Annotated in this window: 16 protein-coding genes; 12 read left to right on the top strand and 4 right to left on the bottom strand. The window is 65.5% G+C overall.

What is annotated here, in order from left to right; all coding sequences use genetic code 11:
- Positions 1 to 43 precede the first annotated feature (43 nt).
- Together DIS04_RS14270 and DIS04_RS14265 are read right to left on the bottom strand one after the other, a co-directional pair.
- The gene (locus DIS04_RS14270) at positions 44 to 490 is read right to left on the bottom strand and encodes an Rrf2 family transcriptional regulator (protein WP_111414458.1); all 447 of its coding nucleotides are present in this window, start codon (positions 488 to 490) and stop codon (positions 44 to 46) included.
- Between the two features lie 42 nt (positions 491 to 532).
- A complete protein-coding gene (locus DIS04_RS14265; RefSeq protein WP_111414457.1) occupies positions 533 to 955 on the bottom strand; it encodes a YbaN family protein in 423 nt (140 codons plus the stop codon).
- A 64-nt stretch (positions 956 to 1,019) separates the two neighbouring features.
- On the opposite strand from DIS04_RS14265, the gene DIS04_RS14260 reads away from it, so the two are divergent.
- Positions 1,020 to 2,204, top strand: coding sequence for an NnrS family protein (locus DIS04_RS14260; protein WP_111414456.1), 1,185 nt, complete (start codon positions 1,020 to 1,022; stop codon positions 2,202 to 2,204).
- Positions 2,205 to 2,317: 113 nt separating this feature from the next.
- Positions 2,318 to 3,703 carry an oxygen-independent coproporphyrinogen III oxidase gene (gene hemN, locus DIS04_RS14255; RefSeq protein WP_111414455.1) on the top strand — a complete coding sequence of 462 codons (1,386 nt, stop codon included), beginning with the start codon at positions 2,318 to 2,320 and terminating at the stop codon, positions 3,701 to 3,703.
- A gap of 72 nt (positions 3,704 to 3,775) precedes the next feature.
- Here the strand turns inward: hemN and ytfE are convergent, their stop codons facing one another.
- Entirely contained in the window at positions 3,776 to 4,429 is a 654-nt protein-coding gene (ytfE, locus tag DIS04_RS14250) for an iron-sulfur cluster repair protein YtfE (RefSeq protein ID WP_111414454.1), read from the bottom strand.
- 142 nt (positions 4,430 to 4,571) lie between these two features.
- Here ytfE and norR point away from each other — a divergent pair, with 142 nt between their 5' ends.
- The 7 genes from norR to DIS04_RS14215 all read left to right on the top strand — a co-directional run bounded on the left by norR (position 4,572) and on the right by DIS04_RS14215 (position 12,578).
- A complete protein-coding gene (gene norR, locus DIS04_RS14245; RefSeq protein WP_111414453.1) occupies positions 4,572 to 6,095 on the top strand; it encodes a nitric oxide reductase transcriptional regulator NorR in 1,524 nt (507 codons plus the stop codon).
- Positions 6,096 to 6,183: 88 nt separating this feature from the next.
- The gene (locus tag DIS04_RS14240; protein ID WP_111414452.1) at positions 6,184 to 6,960 is read left to right on the top strand and encodes an ABC transporter ATP-binding protein; all 777 of its coding nucleotides are present in this window, start codon (positions 6,184 to 6,186) and stop codon (positions 6,958 to 6,960) included.
- Entirely contained in the window at positions 6,957 to 7,940 is a 984-nt protein-coding gene (locus tag DIS04_RS14235; protein WP_111414451.1) for an ABC transporter substrate-binding protein, read from the top strand. Before DIS04_RS14240 ends, DIS04_RS14235 begins: the two co-directional genes overlap by 4 nt.
- A 2-nt stretch (positions 7,941 to 7,942) precedes the next feature.
- Positions 7,943 to 8,710, top strand: a complete 768-nt coding sequence (locus DIS04_RS14230; RefSeq protein WP_111414450.1) for an ABC transporter permease — start codon at positions 7,943 to 7,945, stop codon at positions 8,708 to 8,710.
- A 429-nt stretch (positions 8,711 to 9,139) separates the two neighbouring features.
- Positions 9,140 to 9,622, top strand: coding sequence for a ubiquinone anaerobic biosynthesis accessory factor UbiT (gene ubiT / locus DIS04_RS14225; RefSeq protein ID WP_111414449.1), 483 nt, complete (start codon positions 9,140 to 9,142; stop codon positions 9,620 to 9,622).
- Positions 9,623 to 9,659: 37 nt separating this feature from the next.
- Entirely contained in the window at positions 9,660 to 11,771 is a 2,112-nt protein-coding gene (locus DIS04_RS14220; RefSeq protein WP_111414448.1) for an adenosylcobalamin-dependent ribonucleoside-diphosphate reductase, read from the top strand.
- 51 nt (positions 11,772 to 11,822) lie between these two features.
- Complete coding sequence (locus tag DIS04_RS14215) at positions 11,823 to 12,578, top strand: ribonucleoside-diphosphate reductase (protein ID WP_111414447.1); 756 nt, start codon at positions 11,823 to 11,825, stop codon at positions 12,576 to 12,578.
- Between the two features lie 209 nt (positions 12,579 to 12,787).
- On the opposite strand, the gene DIS04_RS14210 is transcribed toward DIS04_RS14215, so the two are convergent.
- Positions 12,788 to 13,537, bottom strand: a complete 750-nt coding sequence (locus DIS04_RS14210) for a DeoR/GlpR family DNA-binding transcription regulator (RefSeq protein ID WP_111414446.1) — start codon at positions 13,535 to 13,537, stop codon at positions 12,788 to 12,790.
- A gap of 176 nt (positions 13,538 to 13,713) precedes the next feature.
- On the opposite strand from DIS04_RS14210, the gene DIS04_RS14205 reads away from it, so the two are divergent.
- From DIS04_RS14205 to DIS04_RS14195, 3 genes are all read left to right on the top strand, one after another.
- The gene (locus DIS04_RS14205; RefSeq protein ID WP_111414477.1) at positions 13,714 to 14,151 is read left to right on the top strand and encodes a low molecular weight protein-tyrosine-phosphatase; all 438 of its coding nucleotides are present in this window, start codon (positions 13,714 to 13,716) and stop codon (positions 14,149 to 14,151) included.
- A gap of 498 nt (positions 14,152 to 14,649) precedes the next feature.
- Positions 14,650 to 15,735: a polysaccharide export protein gene (locus tag DIS04_RS14200; protein ID WP_111414445.1), complete on the top strand. Its 1,086-nt coding sequence runs from the start codon at positions 14,650 to 14,652 to the stop codon at positions 15,733 to 15,735.
- A gap of 42 nt (positions 15,736 to 15,777) precedes the next feature.
- Positions 15,778 to 18,030, top strand: coding sequence for a polysaccharide biosynthesis tyrosine autokinase (locus DIS04_RS14195; RefSeq protein ID WP_111414444.1), 2,253 nt, complete (start codon positions 15,778 to 15,780; stop codon positions 18,028 to 18,030).

The raw sequence follows: 18,030 nt of genomic DNA, 5'->3' as shown, positions 1-18,030 counted from the left end.
GGCGGCTGGCTTCGATACAAAGCCAAAACGGATTTTGGCACAGTTAAACGGGGTGGGTGGCGATCTGCATCAAGCGGGCGAGCTGTGGCTGCCGCCTGCCGAGCATGTCGGCCAGAGTATAGCGATCGAGAACGCCCATGAAGGCATCCATGGCCTCATTGAGGATCGGCTTGAGCCGGCAGGCGGGGGTGATGACGCAGTCGTTGCTGTCGCGAAAGCACTCCACCAGCCCGAGTTCGTGCTCGGTATCCCGCACCAGCGCGCCGAGGGTGATCTCTTCCGGGGCGCGGTTGAGCAGCAGCCCGCCGTTCTTGCCACGGATGGTGGTGATGTAGCCGCGGTGGCTGAGGTCCTGCACCACCTTCATCAGGTGATTGCGCGAGACGCCGAAGCTCTCCGCGATTTCGTGGATCGTGGAGCGCTCCTCGCCCTTGACGGCGAGGTAGATCAGCACGCGCAGTGCATAGTCGGTATAGCGGGTCAGGTGCATGGCAAGTCCGAAAGTGGCTTGATGAGCATCAATTGAAGTACGCTAAAACCTTCTTATCATAGCAGTATTCCCTTCCTGGCGTTCGCCGCGCAGGGGTGTGGCATCGGGTCGCGTCAACACGAAAGCGGCCACACAGCCGAAAAGCGCTGCCGTCGCACCCAGCACCTGGCCGGGCGCACTTCCCAGCCAGAGTATCAGCCAGCTCAGCGCCAGCAGTAGCGTCGCCATCCGCTTGGCGCGCCGGGGGATGGCACGCTGGTGCTGCCAGGCCTGCAGGGCAGGGCCCAGCCGCGGATGCTGCCACAGCCAGCGTGACAGGCGCGGCGACGCCTTGGGCGCCGCCCACGCGGCCAATAGCAGGAACGGCGTGGTCGGCAGCAGCGGCAGCACCACTCCCACGACTCCCAGGCCGATGCAGCCATAGGCCAGCGTGCACCAACCCAGGCGTCCCAGGGTATTTTTCATGGCGTCCTCGCGGTAGGGCAGCGAAGCAGTTTCCAGCAAGTCGTCTAAGTAGTATTTTATATACATGTTTATTGCGCTTGCCAAGCCCGGCGTCGACACGACCGGCTCCAGCTCCCTCCGGTTGCCCGCCTGGCGCTGGTTGTTCCCGCTGGCGGCGCTGCACGCCGCCCTGATGGTCCCGCTCTCCCTGCTGGCATTGTTCCACGGCTGGACGGCGGTGCAACTGGCGTCGCCGGCTGCCCACGCCCGCGAGATGCTGTTCGGCTTTGCCCTGGCGGTGGTCGCCGGCTACCTGTTGGGGCCCGTGCCGCGGCGTCAACTGGTCGTGCTGGTGGCGCTGTGGCTGGTGGGGCGGCTGGGCGTGCTGGACTGGCCGGGGGCGATCGTGGCCTCGCTGGCCGATGGCGCCTTCGCTGTGTGGGTGGCCGCTCGGCTGGTGCCACGCTTCCTCACCGCCAAGAAGTGGCGCAACCGGCTGCTGTCGCCGCTGCTGGGCATGCTCTGCCTGCTGGCGCTGGTAACCCTGACCTGGCGCTACCTCGACGACATGCCGACCACCGCGCCGCTGATGCACCAGAGCGTGCTGTGGCTGGTGCTGCTGATGACCTTCATGGGCGGCCGCGTCATCGCGCCGGCGATCAATGGCTACCTGATGCAGGCTCGCCGGCAGGCGGGTGCCGGCGTGCAGCCGCGTATCGAGGGGGCCCTGATCGTGCTGCTGGGGCTGGCACCGTTCCTGATGCTGTGGGCCCCGCTGCGGCCGCTGGCGGCGCTGCTGGTGCTGGCGGCGGGCGTGCTGGTGCTGTGGCGTATCCGGGGCTGGCAGCCGAACCAGTGCGGCGACAGGCCGGACCTGCAGGTGCTGGTGCTGGGCTACGCCTGGATCGCCATCGGGCTGTTCCTGCTGGCACGCAGCTGGTGGGCGCCGCAGCACGCCAGCACGGCCCTGCATGCCTTCACCGTCGGGGCGCTGGGAACGCTGGCCAGCAGCATCATGCTGCGCCATGTGATCCTGCGGGCGAAGCAGCGCCCCGAGCGGGAGTGGTCGGCGCTGCCGCTGGCCGGGCTGTTCGCCGTGGCGGCAGTGCTGCGGCTGTGGGCGATCGAGGCCGGCAGCACCTGGCTGGCGCTGCTGTGGGCCTCGGCCCTGAGCTGGAGCCTGGGCTGGCTGCTGGTGGCCTGGCGGCTGCAGGCGTGGCTGCGATGGGGAGACAGGGCGTCGGCAACGGCGCGCACCCGACAAACTTGACCCGGGGCAAGAGAGCGGCGAGCTGTCAAGACGGCGCCGAGCCCCCGGTGTCATACTCACGGGCATCGGGCATGGCATGCACCATGCCAAGGTTTCAAGAGGCTGTTCCGATCATGCAAGACGATCTGCTGTTCAATCGCCCGCTGGTGGAGAAGTACGACCGCCCGGGTCCTCGCTACACCTCCTATCCGACGGCGCCCCAGTTCCATGCGGCCTTCGCCGAGGACGACTACCGCGCTTGCGCCTCCCGCAGCAACCGGGTCGCCGCGCCCAAGCCGCTGTCGGTCTATGTGCACATCCCGTTCTGCAAGAGCCTGTGCTACTACTGCGCCTGCAACAAGATCATCACTCACAACACCGAGCGGGCGGCCGAGTACCTCGAGTGGCTGAAGCAGGAGATCCGTGTGCAGGGGACGCTGTTCGACGAGACCCGGCGCATGACCCAGCTGCACCTGGGCGGCGGCACCCCCACCTACCTCAGCAATGCCCAGCTCGGCGAGCTGATGGCGGCCCTCGACGAGGCCTTTCACTTCGCACCTGCCGAAGAGCGCGAGTTCTCGCTGGAGGTCGACCCGCGTACGGTCACGCCCGAGCAGATCCATGAGCTTCACGACCTCGGCTTCAACCGGCTGAGCTTCGGCGTCCAGGACTTCGACCCCGACGTACAGAAGGCGGTCAACCGCGTGCAGAGCGAGACGCAGGTAGTCGAGCTGGTCGAGGCAGCCCGCGAGGCCGGTTTCCAGTCGGTCAGCGTCGACCTGATCTACGGCCTGCCGCTACAGACCGTGGCGAGCTTCGATGCCACGCTGGACAAGATCATCGCCCTGCGCCCCGACCGTATCGCCGCCTACAGCTATGCCCACCTGCCCGAGCTGTTCAAGGCCCAGCGGCTGATCCGCCCCGAGGACATGCCGCCGCCGGAGCGCAAGCTGGAGCTGCTGGAATTGACCATCCGCCGGTTGACCGCGGCCGGCTACGTCTACATCGGCATGGACCACTTCGCCCTGCCCGAGGACGAGCTGACCCTGGCCAGGGAGAACGGCACCCTGCAGCGCAACTTCCAGGGCTATTCCACCCACGCCGACTGCGACATGATCGGCCTGGGCATCACCTCCATCGGCAAGGTCGGCGACAGCTACAGCCAGAACGTCAAGGAGACCGCCCAGTACCAGGCGCGCCTGGAGAGCGGGCGGCTGCCGGTGATGCGCGGCTATCGCCTCAACGACGACGACCGCCTGCGCCGCGACGTGATCAACGCGCTGATGTGCCACGGCCGCATCGATTTCGCCGCCATCGAGGCGCGCCACGACATCGCCTTCCGCGACTACTTCGGCGACGCCCTCGACGAACTCGAGGAGATGCAGGCGGACGGCCTGGTCTCGCTGCGCGACGACGCCATCGAAGTGCTGCCCGCCGGGCGTCTGATGATGCGCAACATGGCGATGGCCTTCGACGCCTACCTCAAGCCCAATGAGGGGCGCTTCTCGCGTACGGTGTGAGCCGCCGTCCTGGTCGCTTGCCCGTATGGATAACGGCGCCCTTGGGCGCCGTTAGCGTTCTGAGGTGGATTGTCAGGCGCGTTCGAACAGCAGGTTGTTCTCCAGATGGATGTGCTCCATCAGGTCTTCGCGGAACTCGCGCAGGCCGGTATAGAGGGCACGCCAGGTGGTGCAGGCACCCTTGGGCGGAGTGATGTCGTCGGTGAGCCGCATCACCTGCTCGAGGTTCTCGCCGTGGTCGTCGTGCTCGTGGCGCATCACCGCGATCGGTCCCTGGGCCTGGGCGCCGAGGCCGCGGCGCAGCATGGGGAAGAGGATCTGCTCTTCCTTCTGCATGTGGCTCTCCATCTCCTGATAGATCACCAGCAGCAGGTCGGCGAGGCCGTTGGGGCAGTTGTCGCGGTCGCCGTGGACCTGCTCCACTCGCCGCGCCATGCGGATCAGCTCGGGTAGCTGCTCGCGGTGCACGTCGTGATAGCGGGTGAGGATGTGGTCGATCAGTTCGTCGTTGCTGGCCTCGCGCCAGTCGCGCTGTTCGCTGCTGGCAGCTGGCAACGCCTCGAGTTCGGCGACCAGCTTGTCAACTGGCAGGCCGGCGCGCTCGGCCGCCTGCTGCAGGCTGATCCTCCCGCCGCAGCAGAAGTCGATGTTGTTGGCATGAAAGACACGGGTGGCGCCGGGCAGCGACAGGGCGAGGCGGCCGACGGTCTGTTCCTGCAGGGTCATGAGATGCTCCTCGAAGGGTGAAGGACACCCTGCCTGAGCAAGTGCTGTGCCAGCTTTTGTTTTTCAAGCGGTTACGTCTTCGATGGTAAAAAACACCCTAATCGGGTAAGGTTTTTTCTACCTTCTCTGGGTGATTTCCACCATGCTCGACCACTCCCTTCTCGCCGATCTCGCCGCCGACCTGCCCAGTGCCGTGCGCCTGCAGCGCTTGGTGCGCACCCTGCGCGAGGGCTTCCGCTGCGGTGCGGTGTGCCTGCTGCGGCTCCAGGACGACGTGCTGGCCCCGCTGGCGGTGGACGGCCTGGTGCGCGAGGCGCTGGGCCGACGCTTCGAGGTGGCGCGGCATCCGCGCCTGGCGGCGATTCTCGCCAGCCGCCGGTCGACGCTGTTTCCGCCGGATTCGACCCTGCCCGACCCCTACGACGGCCTGGTCGAGCAGCAGCCCGGCGAGCCCTTGCACGTGCATGACTGCATGGGCATCAGCCTCCACGTGGAGGGCGAGCCCTGGGGCGTGCTGACCCTGGATGCCCTGACGGCCGGCACCTTCGACGAGGCAGCCTGCCTGTTGCTGGAACGTTATGCGCTGCTGATCGAAGCCGCCGTGCGGGTCTCGCGCCTGGAGCAGGAGGTGCGGGCGCTGCGCATGGCGCACCAGGGCGCGCACGCGCATGCCGAGCCGGGGGAGGGGGGCGAGATCCTGGGGCACAGTGCGGTGCTGCAACGCTTGCTGCATGAACTCGACGTGGTCGCCGAGGCCGACCTGCCGGTACTGCTCAGCGGTGAGACCGGCGTGGGCAAGGAACTGTTCGCGCGACGCCTGCACCTGCGCTCGCCGCGCCGCGAGCAGCCGCTGGTGCAGGTCAACTGCGCGGCGCTGCCCGAGTCGCTGGCCGAGAGCGAGCTGTTCGGTCACGTCAAGGGGGCTTTCTCGGGTGCCACGGCCGACCGGGCGGGGCGCTTCGAGGCCGCCGACGGCGGCACCCTGTTCCTCGACGAGGTGGGCGAGCTGCCGCTGACGATCCAGGCCAAGCTCCTGCGTGCGCTGCAGAACGGTGAGGTGCAGCGCTTGGGGGAGGACACTCCGCGGCGGGTCGACGTGCGCATCATCGCCGCCACCAATCGCCGGCTGGCCGACGGTGTGCGCGACGGCCATTTCCGCGCCGACCTCTATCACCGCCTGTCGGTGTATCCGGTAATGATCCCGCCGCTGCGCGAGCGCGACAGCGACGTGCTGGTGCTGGCCGGCCACTTCCTCGAGATCAACCGGGCGCGGCTGGGTGTGCGCAGCCTGCGCCTCGCGCCGGCGGCCGAGGCCGCGCTGCTCGATTACGCCTGGCCCGGTAACGTGCGCGAGCTGGAGCATGTCATCAGCCGCGCGGCGATCAAGGCACTGGGGCACGGCGCCCGGCGCGACGACATCGTCACCCTCGTGCCCGAGTGGCTCGACCTGCCCGCGGGGACGGCGCGAGCGACTCCGGCAACGACGCGCGAGGCCCCGCCCGCGATCCTCGAAGCGCCGTTGAGGGCGCAGGTGGACCAGGCACAGCGCGACGCCATCCGCGCGGCACTGACGGCCGCTGGCGGCAGTTGGGCGGGGGCTGCGCGAAGGCTCGAGGTCGACCCCAGCAACCTGCACAAGCTCGCCCGACGGCTGGGGATAAAGTAGCCTTCGACTTTTCAAGCACGCTCGTTCGGTTATATACTGAACTGTCTAGTATTCCTTTTTTGAATATATCGTTGTTCCGGACGCTTATATGCAGCTTCAGTTCGAACGGGTCGCCAAGTCCTTCGGCGACCTGAGAGTCATCGACTCCTTCGACAACACCATCCGCGACGGCGAGATCGTTGCCCTGGTCGGTCCGTCCGGCTGCGGCAAGTCGACCCTGCTGCACATGGTCGCCGGCCTGCAGTCGGCCACCGAGGGTGAGGTGCGCGCCGACGGCAAGCGCGTCGAGCGTCCCGCGCCCGAGCGCACCCTGGTGTTCCAGGAGCACGCTCTCTATCCGTGGATGACGATCAAGGAGAACGTTGCCCTGGCGCTGGAGTTCCAGGGTCGTGCGCCCGGCCCGGCCCGCGAGGAAGCCAGGGAGTGGCTGGGGCGCGTCAAGCTCGACGGCTTCGAGGACTACTACCCTCACCAGGTTTCCGGCGGCATGCGCCAGCGCTGCGCCCTGGCCCGCGCCTTCATCGCCCGGCCCAAGGTGCTGCTGCTCGACGAGCCGTTCGGGGCGCTGGACGCCCTGACCCGCATGACCCTGCAGAGCGTGCTCAAGGAGCTGATCGAGGAGGAGCGCCCCACGGTCGTCCTGGTGACCCACGACGTCGACGAGGCGATCTACCTCGCCGACCGCGTGCTGGTGTTCAGCCATCGCCCGGCGCGGGTGCTCGAGGAGTTCACCCTCGGACACATTCCCAAGACCCATGACCTGTCCGCCTTCGCCGATATCCGCCGTGAGGTGCTCACGCTGCTCGGTATCGATACCCAGGCCGAGGCATCCCAACGTCAAACCGAGAAAGGAGACGTGCAATGACACGCTGGCTCATCGCTCCCCTGCTGTCCCTGCTGCTCGCTGCTCCGCTGTCTGCCGATGAACCGTTTCGCGTCGGCTACGTGCGCGTGATGGACGACGCCCAGGTGATGCTTGCCTATGAGGCGGGGCTCTACGAGAAGTACGGCCTCGACGCCGAGCTGATCGAGTTCAGCTCCGGCACCGACCTGATCAAGGGCATCGTCGGCGGCCAGCTCGATATCGGCGTGCTGGGCTTCTCCAACGCCTTCACCTGGGCCGGCCGCGGCGCCGACCTGCGCATCGTCGGCGGCGCCCAGCGCGGCTATCATGCGCTGCTGGCCCGCGAGGACGCCGGCATCGACGAGGTCGCCGACCTGGCCGGCAAGAACCTGGCGTCCCAGAAGCAGGGCAGCACCGCCGATATCGTGCTCAAGGGCGTGACCCTGGCCGACGCCGGCCTGACCCCGGACGATCTCAACATCATGGGCGTGGCGCCCTCGGTCGCCGTGCAGTCGCTGGCCGGTGGTCGCGTCGATGCCGCCTTCCTGTTCGAGCCCTACGCGCGCATCGCCCAGCTGCAGGCGCCGGTCAAGGAGATCTACGAGATCGGCGAGGTCTGGCCCTTCCCGTGCATGGTGGTGATCACCTCCGCCGAGACCCTGGAGAATCGCCGCGACGTGCTGTGGGCGGCGATGGATGCCCAGCGCGAGGCGATCGACATGCTCGAGAACTCGCCCGAGGAGGCCGCGCCCTACATCACCGACTACTTCGTCAACGACGACGAGATCGAGGCCCGCGACGGCAGCACCGTCCCCAGCGAGGAGGTCATCGCCCAGGCCATCGCCACCAATGACTTCAGCGCCGAGCTCACCGAGGACGACATCGCGCGCATGAAGGAGCTGGCGGTGATCATGCAGGAGCAGGGCGTGCTCGAGGGCGAGGCCGAATTCGACGTCGACGCACTGCTCGATCTCTCCTGGCAGGAAGAGCGCGAACTTTGAGTATGAGCAATACCGCAACCGGCGTGGCCAGCAAGCGTGCCTACGTGCTGGCCATCGCCTTCATCCTGTTCTTCTGGCAGGTAGCCGCCTGGTTTCTGCCCAGCTTCCTGATGCCCGACGTGCACGTGGCGATGATGCGCCTGTGGCGCGAGCTGGGCAGCGCCGAGTTCTACCACGGGCTCGGCAACAGCATGGGGCGGCTCGGCGCGGGCTACGGTGCGGCGCTGCTGGCGGGCATCGTGCTGGGGCTGGTCGGCGGCACGCTGAACGCGGTACGCAGCACCCTCAAGGCCGCCATCATCATCCTGCAGTCGATACCCTCGATCGCCTGGGTGCCGCTGTTCCTGATCCTGATGGGCTTCGGCAACATGCCGATCATCATCGTGGTGGCCGTGGGGGCGTTCTTCCCCACCGCGCTCAGCGTGATGAACGCCACCGAGAGCGTCGAGCGCGTGCACGTCGACGCCGCGCGGGTCATGGGGGCGTCGCGCTTGCAGATGCTCAAGCGCGTCTACTTCCCGGCGGTCACCCCGGAGCTGATCACCGGCGCCCAGCTCGCCTTCGGCAACGCCTGGCGGGCCTTGATCTCGGCCGAGATGATCGTCGGCTTCAGCGCCGGGCTCGGCAAGTCGCTGGCCTACTCGGGCGAGATCGCCGACATGACCGGCGTGATGACCAATATCTTGGTGATCGCCGTGCTCGCCGCCGTGATCGACCAGGTGATCCTCGAGCGCATCAAGTACCGCCTGCTGCGCTACCAGTACCTCTGATCGGCGGTCCGGCCGCCAGTGACGATGGCGGAGCGCCGCGATGCGGCACTCCGCCATGTACCGCCCCGACCGCGGCCTCCTCCCCTCCCATCGCCAATCCCTCGGCTGGCTTGTGCCTGCGCCGCTCACCGCGACCCGCCTGCGATGACGTCACGGGCCCTTCGCTCGCGCCGAGTGCCGGCCTCCTGAGCTACCCGTCTGGGGGATCAGACAGTTACCGAATTGCAAGCACTAGCGTTAAAATAAAGGCTAGATGTGGTGCTTGATCAACGATGCCGGTCTATATATGGTAGCCAAGGCCCCGGATCGGGGCACTGGCACGAGCTTGACGCATATCAGTGCAGATGGGCGGCGTCGGGCTTAGGATGATCGGCTTCGTGGCCCCGTGGCCGCACCGAATCCACTGGTTTGCTCCACCGGAGAGTCGCTATGTTCCCGCTGCCCCTGTCACGTTTGCCGCGTCCGCCCGCCCCGATCCAGCTGATCCGCTCCATCGACCCCCGCGTGCCGCTGACGTTGAAGCGCCAACTGGTCGAGCCGCTGCTCAACCGCACCTTCGCCGGGCCGCTGGCCGAGGGGGAATTCGATGTGCTGGAGGGCCGCCGCATCGCCCTGCAGGTCGAGGACCTGGGCGTAACGCTGACGCTGACCCTCGAGGGGGAGCGCTTCCGCCTCACCCGCGAGGCGGGCGAGGCCACCATCCGCGGCGGCTGGCGCGAGTTTCTGTGCCTGGCGACCCGGCGCGAGGACCCCGACGCGCTGTTTTTCCAGCGCCGGCTGGTGATCGAGGGCGACACCGAGCTCGGTCTGATGGTCAAGAACCTGCTGGACAGCTGCGAGGAGGGCCTGGCCCAGGGACGCCTCGGCGAGTGGCTGGCGCGCTTCGAACGCCTGGCGCGCCAGGAACATTGAACATTTTGAACTTTTGACCCTGACTGGAGATCCCTGCATGAGTACTTCCACCAAGGCCGTCAAGACCTCCCACGAGGTGCCTATGCAAGCGCCCTCACGCGACATCTGGGACTCCAAGTATCGCCTCAAGGATCGTCATGGCCGGCCCGTCGACAAGGACGTGGCGGCGACCTGGGATCGCGTCGCGCGCGCCCTGGCCGCAGTGGAAGGCGACAAGGCCGAGGAGTGGCTGCCCAAGTTCCGCTGGGCGCTGGAGAACGGCGCCATTCCCGCCGGGCGCATCATGTCCAACGCCGGCGCCGAGGACTACAAGCCGGCGGTGAGCCTGATCAACTGCACCGTCTCGCGCACCATCCGCGACTCCATGCACGACATCCTCTCCTCGGTGGTGGATGCCGGCATGACCCTCAAGGCGGGCTGCGGCATCGGCTACGAGTTCTCCACCCTGCGCCACAAGGGCGCCTTCGTGTTCGGCGCCGGCGCCGGTACCAACGGCCCGCTGGCGTTCATGGATATCTTCGACAAGATGTGCTTCACGGTGGCCTCGGCGGGCGGCCGTCGCGGCGCCCAGATGGGCACCTTCGACGTCGGCCATCCCGACGTGCGCGCCTTCATCGAGGCCAAGCGCGAAGCCGGCCGGCTGCGTCAGTTCAACCTCTCGCTGCTGATCACCGACGAGTTCATGGAAGCGGTGAAGAACGACGCCGACTGGCCGCTGGCTTTCCCGCTGCACGCCGGCGAGAAGGATGACGTCAAGCCCGAGGACCTGATCTATCGCGACTGGCCGGTGATCGAGGACGACTATACCGTCGATGCCGAGGGCCGCGTGGCCTGCCGCGTCGTCGAGGTGATCAAGGCCCGCGAGCTGTGGGACACCATCATGCGCTCCACCTACGACTTCGCCGAGCCGGGCTTCATCCTGATCGACCAGGTCAACCGCATGAACAACAACTGGTTCTGCGAGGAGATCCGCGCCACCAACCCCTGCGGCGAGCAGCCCCTGCCGCCGGAAGGGGCCTGCCTGCTCGGCTCGGTCAACCTGACCCGCTTCGTCATCGACCCCTTCGGCAAGAAGCCGCGCTTCGACTGGGAGCGCTACCGCCAGGTGGTGGCGATCTTCACCCGCATGCTCGACAACGTGGTCGAGATCAGCGGCCTGCCGCTTCCCGGCCAGCGCCGCGAGATCGAGGCCAAGCGCCGCCACGGCATGGGCTTCCTCGGCCTCGGCTCGACCCTGACCATGCTCAAGATCCCCTACGGCTCGCCCGAGTCGCTGGCCTTCACCGAGGAAGTCAGCCGCAACCTCGCCCTCGAGGGCTGGAAGCAGGCGCTGGAACTCTCCCGCGAGAAGGGCATGGCGCCTGTGCTGGCCGAGGACTTCGAGATCACGCCGAAGATGATGCGCGAGCGTCCCGAGCTGGCGAAGGACGGCTACGAGATCGGCGACAAGGTGCCGGGGCGCATCCTGCATGCGCGCTATAGCCGCTACATGCAGAAGGTCGCCGAGGTGGAGCCGGAGCTGGTCGCGGCGCTGGCCGAGCACGGCGCGCGCTTCACCCACCACAGCTCCATCGCGCCGACCGGCACCATCTCGCTGTCGCTGGGCAACAACGCCTCCAACGGCATCGAGCCGTCGTTCTCGCACCGCTACTTCCGCAACGTGATCCAGTCGGGCAAGAAGACCAAGGAGCAGGTGGAGGTGGTGTCGTTCGAGCTCGCCGCCTACCGCCACTTCATCGCCAGCGATGCGGTGGAGAGCGACCTGCCCGACTACTTCATCACCGCTGATGCGGTCAGCCCCAAGCAGCACGTGGCGGTGCAGGCGGCGGCCCAGGTGTGGGTCGACTCGGCGATCTCCAAGACGGTCAACGTGCCCACCGAGTTCCCCTTCGAGCAGTTCAAGGATCTCTACCTGGACGCCTACCAGAGCAAGCTCAAGGGCTGCACCACCTTCCGCTTCAACCCGGAGGCGTTCCAGGGCGTGCTGGTGCGCGAGGACGACCTCAAGAACACCACCTACGTGTTCGAGCTGGAGAACGGCGAGACGCTGGAACTTTCCGGTGACGAGAAGGTGATCTACGACGGCGAGGAGCACAACGCGGCCAACCTCTATGACGCACTGAAAGAGGGTACCTATGGGAAGTGGTAACCGCTCGAACCGTTTCTGCGTCATGAAGACAAGTATTGGAGGAGCCTGCTGATGGCCGTCGAAATCAAGTCCAAGATCGTTTCCTACAGCGTCAAGAAGGCGGTGCAAGAGGTGCCGCTGGCCGACGAGAACCCGCTCACGGTGCGCATTCCTTCACGCCCCGAGGGCACGCTCGAGGCCGTCTCCGAGAAGATCTCCTACGTCGGCGCCGAGGGCCGCAAGAAGGTCTACCTGCTGGTCTCCTTCATGCCGGTGGAAGGCGTGCTCGACGGCAAGCGCGTGGTGATCGAGCGTCCGGTGGAGTTCTTCTTCCCCTCCGGCCAGCTCTCCAGCGAACACCAGTGGATCACCGCTACCATGCGCAGCCTGTCGCTAGCCGCTCGCGGCGGCTACGTCACCCAGGCGGTGGCCGACCTGCGCAAGGTGGCCTGGGACAAGGGCCTGGTGCGCTGCGGCATGAACCGCTGGGGCAAGCCGATGTTCCACGACTCCGAGGTCGCCGCGATCGCCTGGTCGATCCAGCAGATCCTCTACCGCCGCGGCTTCCTCGACCAGGACGGCAACCAGGTGCCGGTGGAGGAGCTGGTGCGCCGCTATGCCCATCGGCTGGCGAACGGCCACCCCTGGCAGCCGCCCACGCCGGAAGAGGAAGCGCAGGCCGAACAGCAGGCCCAGGCGCATGCAGCGGGAGAGAAGGGCGACGGCCCCACCGTGGTGGGCCACTGCCCGGAGTGCCGCGGCGAGCTGATCATGATGGATGGCTGCCCGACGTGCTATGCGGGCTGTGGCTGGTCCAAGTGCGGGTAGGCTTGGACGAAAACTGGCTGCGCTCGGCCATACTGCGTTAAAAATCGGCTCAAGGTACTCATTTACAGCACGTAAACTCCGTCCTTTCGCAGATTTTTGCCTTGTCTGGCCTTCGCTCGCCGACTTTTCGTCTCAAGCCTGAGTGTCTGCGCTCGGCCATTATCACCACTCCAGAAGCCGGACGTGTTCCGGCTTCGTCGTGTCCGGGGTCAGGCGGCGACGATCCTGGGGCCGCCGTTGGCCTGCAACAGTGCCATGTCGCCGTCGGTGATCACCACGTCGAAGTCGCCGAGGCGGGCGAAGTAGGCGGGGCGCACCTGGCCGATCTTGCTCTCGTCCACCACCAGCAGGCGCTGCTCGGCGCAGCCGATGGCGGCCTGCTTGGGGGCGACCTCGTGGAAGTGGAAACAGCTCACGCCGCGTTCGGCGTGCACGCCGGCGGCGGAGATGAAGGCGCGGTTGATGCCCAGGCGCCTGATCGCCGTGCTCATGTCGTCGCTGCCGAAGGATTGTGAGCTGGCATGGTAGAGACCACCCAGCAGTACCAGGCGCACCTCGGACATCCGACTGACCGCATTGGCCACATTGAGCGCATAGGTCACCACGGTGAGCCGTTCGCGGCCAGAGAGCATCGCCACCAGCGGCGGCAGGGTGGTACCGCAGTCGATGAACAGGGTGTCGCCGTCCTCGATGAAGCCTGCGGCCCGCTCGCACAGCCGGCGCTTGGCCGGGGCATGGCTGTCCTTCTGGCGATCCAGATCGTAGGGGTAATGGGGATTGCTCCCCAGGACCAGGCGCCCGCCGAGCAGGGACATGGCACCGTCGCTTGCGGCCACGTCGCGGCGAATGGTCATCTCCGAGACGCCGCACAGGCGGGCGGCTTCACGCAGATGTAGGGTACCGCCGACGGCGAGCGCCTGCTGCAGACGGGCCAGGCGCATGGCGCTGCGGTCGTTCATTCCCTGCTCTCCACCGGGTCTTGGGTTCGAACTTGCGCTTCGAAGGCATTCGAAGATCGCTTTGGACGGCCTATGCTGAGCCAAGCGATGAGGTTTTTCCACCCCCGACGAGCCGGACGCTATGCTTGTTCTGGCAAGACATCTTCGTGCTCATTCCCATGGAGTGTACTACGTTCATGATCCGCTCCATCCTGGTAGTCTGTCGCGGCAACATCTGCCGCAGCCCGGTGGCCGCAGCAATGCTCCAGCAGCGTTTGCCCCACTGTCGTGTGAGTTCGGCCGGGTTGACCGCAATGGTCGGTCTGGGTGTCGAGCCCAGCGCGCGAGCGCTGGCCGAAGCTGCCGGGCTCGATGTCTCCGGCCATTTGGCCCGACAGCTCGATGCCCAGCACTTGGCTGGGGCCGATCTGGTCCTGGTAATGAGCAACGACCAGCGGCGCATGGTCGCTGAGCGCTGGCCCCAGGCGATCGGCAAGGTCATGCGCCTTGGGCACTGGCTGGAACAGGGGCGGGGGTGCGACATCCCCGACCCCTATCGCCGACCTCCGGAAGCATTCCAGCGAACGCATCGGCTTCTCGATGAGGCTAGCCAGGAGTGGGTCCAGCGGCTGTAGTCCTCGAATGAGGGCGAGTATGCGATTTCCCTACCCGAAAAAGGAGTCTCGTACCGGCGAGTATGCTCCTTCTATCGTTAACACCCCTGAGTTGCCTCATGTTGCCGAGTGGCGCTGGGGCGTGGGTCTCCTGATGTTTTCTTCCAGCTGATTTTCAGTCTCCCGGTTACGCAAAAACCATCTGGCAGCACCGTAACGCTAACGTAACCTAAATGTATCTTCTGCAGATCCTCACCCAAGCGTGTTCGTATCCGTTACGTAACGAAATGTTTCCGATGAGATTGCTGAAGAATAACAAACGAAAAGGGATTACAGGGCTTCGGATGGCTGCCAGATGAGTCCGGGGCGGTAGCGTGAGTGAAAGCCCTCAGGGGGAGAGTCAACATGATGATGCCAGCAGCTCGTTCGCTACTGCGGGTAACCACCTGCAAAAGCGATCTTTATCCCATCAGTGGCTTGCGTCCGGCAAGGCGAATAGTTTCGCTTTTTTGGGTTGTAATGATCCTTGTCCTCTCAGGGTGCGCCTATGCTCCTGGGGGGCATATAGATGAAAGCCAGCTCGAGGAGTCGCTCGATGCCCGAGTGGAAATTGAGCCGATCACGCCGGAGCTGGTGAGCGGAATGCAGACGGAAATGCAGACTGAGGAGACCTCCGTGTCCCGCCTCGTGCCGGAATCCATGGTGCACGAGCTGCAGTCCTACGAGTACCTTATCGGTCCTGGCGATGTCATCAGCGTTATCGTTTATGACCACCCGGAACTTACCATCCCTGCCGGTAGCGAGCGCACCGCAGCGGAAACCGGCAACCGGGTGCGACCGGATGGCACCATGTTCTACCCCTACGTGGGGAGGATCCAGGTTGAAGGTATGACCCTGGAGGAGTTGCGGGGTCTGCTTGCCAGCCGGCTTGCCGAAGTCATCACCGACCCTCAGGTGGAGGTGGGGATCGCCGCCTTCCGTTCACAGAAGGTATATGTCAGCGGGGCGGTGGAGCAGCCTGGGGCACAGCCGTTGACCATCGTGCCAATGACCGTGCTCGACGCCATCAGCGATGCTGGTGGTGCGCGTGCCGACGCCGACTGGCATCGCATCATTCTGACCCGCGATGGACGCGAGGAGCAGCTATCGCTCTACGCCATGCTGCAACAGGGCGACTTGACCCAGAACCGGCTGCTGCGCAATGGCGACCTTCTGCACGTTCCCAGCGCGGAGAATCAGAACGTGGTCGTGCTTGGCCAGGTTCTCAAGCCTGGTTCCATTCCGCTGGGCAATGATCGTCTGTCGCTGACCGATGCCCTGGCCCGGGCCGGTGGGGTTAACGAGAGCCGTGCCCAGCCTTCGGGCATCTTCGTGGTACGCGGAAATCCACCGGAAAGCGAGAAGCTCGCTACCGTCTATCAGTTGGATATCAGCGATGCGACTCGACTGATGCTGGGTACGCGCTTCCCATTGCAGCCGCAGGATGTGGTCTACGTCACTTCCGCGCCACTGGCACGTTGGAACAATGTGATTTCACTGCTCCTGCCATCGGTCACACTACCGGGTGACGTGGCTGGTTCCGCCAATGACATCGGTGATCTATAAGGTGTATGCCGACATCGCTTCACGAGTTAAGGGGGCACGATCATGACGGTTTTTTCCAACCCTCCTGCCCCCTCGCCGACCTCGGGCGAGAGCAATGATCTCAGCCTTAGGAAGCTTTTCGATGCGCTTATCGACAAGAAATTCATCATCCTTGGGGTCATCGTTCTTTTTATGCTGGCGGGCTATTTTCATTCGAGTTCACAGCCCCGTGTGTATCAGTCGGATGCATTGATCCAGGTCGAGAATCATAGCGCATCGCTAAGCGTATCCGGGCCGCTGGCCGGCAGGGAACAGGCAGGCAACCCGACCTCGGCCGAGTTGGAGATACTGCAGTCACGCATGGTGATGGGGGAAACCGTGGACCGGCTCGACCTGGCCATCCGGATTACGCCGCGGCGCCTGCCGTGGGTGGGTGATTTCCTGGTAAATCACGGGTTCGACCAAGCCTGGTTCGAGCGTTTGACACCGGCTGTGCTGCGTGACCGGCTGGCTGGCTCGGCCCCCGCAGGGGAAACGCCCTATGTATGGGCGGGCGAGTCGCTGAAGGTCTCGCGTTTCGAGATACCTTCCGAACGTATTGGTGTTCGGCACGTGCTACGCGTGACCGGTGCGGAGACCTATGAATTGCGTCTCGGCGAGGAGCTGCTGATGGCCGGACGGGTTGGTCAGACCGTTAGCGGCGAAGCGGGCTACCGGCTCTTCGTCAGCCAGCTTGATGCACACCCTGGGGCGGAATTCACTATCGAGCGCGTGTCCCAGCTCAGTGCGATCGCCGACCTCAAGCGGCGTTTCCTGATCGTACCCCGGAGCGAGGATTCGGGCGTCTATCAGGTGCTGCTGAGCGGGACCGATCCCGACCTGACCCAGAGGACACTCGATACTCTCGCTGGGGTATTCCTGACCCAGAACGTGCAGCGCCATTCGGCGGAAGCCGAACAGCAGCTCGACTTCCTCGACGAGCAGATCCCGCAGGTCAACGTGCAACTGACCGATGCCGAAAGCCGGCTCAACTCGTATCGCGCCCAGCGCGACTCGGTGGACCTGACCTTCGAGACCCAGAACCTGCTCAATCGCCTGGTGGAGGTGGAGAACCAGCTCACCGAGTTGTCCCTCACCGAAGCGGACCTGGCCGAGCGCTTTCGCCCTACCCATCCCAGTTACCAGTCATTGATGCGCCAGCGCTCCCAGTTGCAGGCCGAGCGTGACCGCTTGAATGAGCTGATTGGCGATCTGCCCGAGACACAGCAGGAGGTGCTGCGGCTGACCCGCGATACCCAGGTCAACCAGCAGGTCTACGTGCAACTTCTCAACCAGCGCCAGGAGATGCGCCTGCTCAAGGCAGGGACCGTGGGCAACGTGCGCATCCTCGATGAGGCGGTCATGCAAAGCGGGACGATCACACCGCGCATCATGCTGACCACCGTGATCAGCGGTCTGATCGGCGCGCTGCTGGCAGCGTTCTGGGTGATCCTGCGCCTGCTGCTGAGCCAAGCGATCAAGAGCCCCGACCAGCTCGAGGAAATCGGCCTGCCGGTTTACGCGACACTGCCCGAGTCAGCGGAGCAAACCAAGTTGACGCGACGCATCCGTCCTGCCGGCGTCAAGCAGACCCAAGAGGTCTTCCGTGGCCTGTTGGTTCTCGAACAGCCCATGGAGATCGCTGCCGAGGCTTTGCGCAGCCTGCGCACCAGCCTCTACTTCGCCATGCTCGAGGCGGGGAATAACCGGCTGATGATTGCCGGGGCGGGACCCGGGGTAGGCAAGAGTTTCATCGCCGCCAATCTGGCGGCGGTATGTGCCCAGTCCGGCCAGCGCGTCCTGCTGATCGATGCCGACATGCGCCGTGGACGACTCCACCACGCCTTTGGCGACAAGAGTGTCCCCGGGCTGTCGGAGCTGCTGGCCCAGCGCATCGATCAGGACGAAGTGGTTCGTGCGAGCGAGATCGAGGGATTGCACTACGTGACGCGCGGCACGGTACCGCCAAATCCATCGGAGCTGCTGATGCAGCATGGCTTCCACGACTTTCTGCAGGCCATGAGTGCACGCTATGACCTGGTGGTGATCGATACACCCCCCGTCCTGGCTGTCACCGATGCCGCCGTGGTCGGCAAGCTGGCCGGCACCAGCCTGATGGTGGTGCGCTTCGGGGTCAATCCACCCGCCGAGATCCGGGCCGCCAAGCGGCGCCTGGAGAGTGCCGGGGTGCGTCTCAAGGGTGCCATCCTCAATGGCCTGGAAAAGCCGACCAGCCGTTACGGACACTACGGCAACTATCTCTACGCTTACCGGTGA

The sequence above is a fragment of the Billgrantia lactosivorans genome (genome assembly GCF_003254665.1).
Lineage (GTDB): Bacteria > Pseudomonadota > Gammaproteobacteria > Pseudomonadales > Halomonadaceae > Halomonas > Halomonas lactosivorans.
The sequence above is the reverse complement of the archived record's forward strand: the minus strand, read 5'-3'. Positions and strand labels throughout refer to the sequence as shown.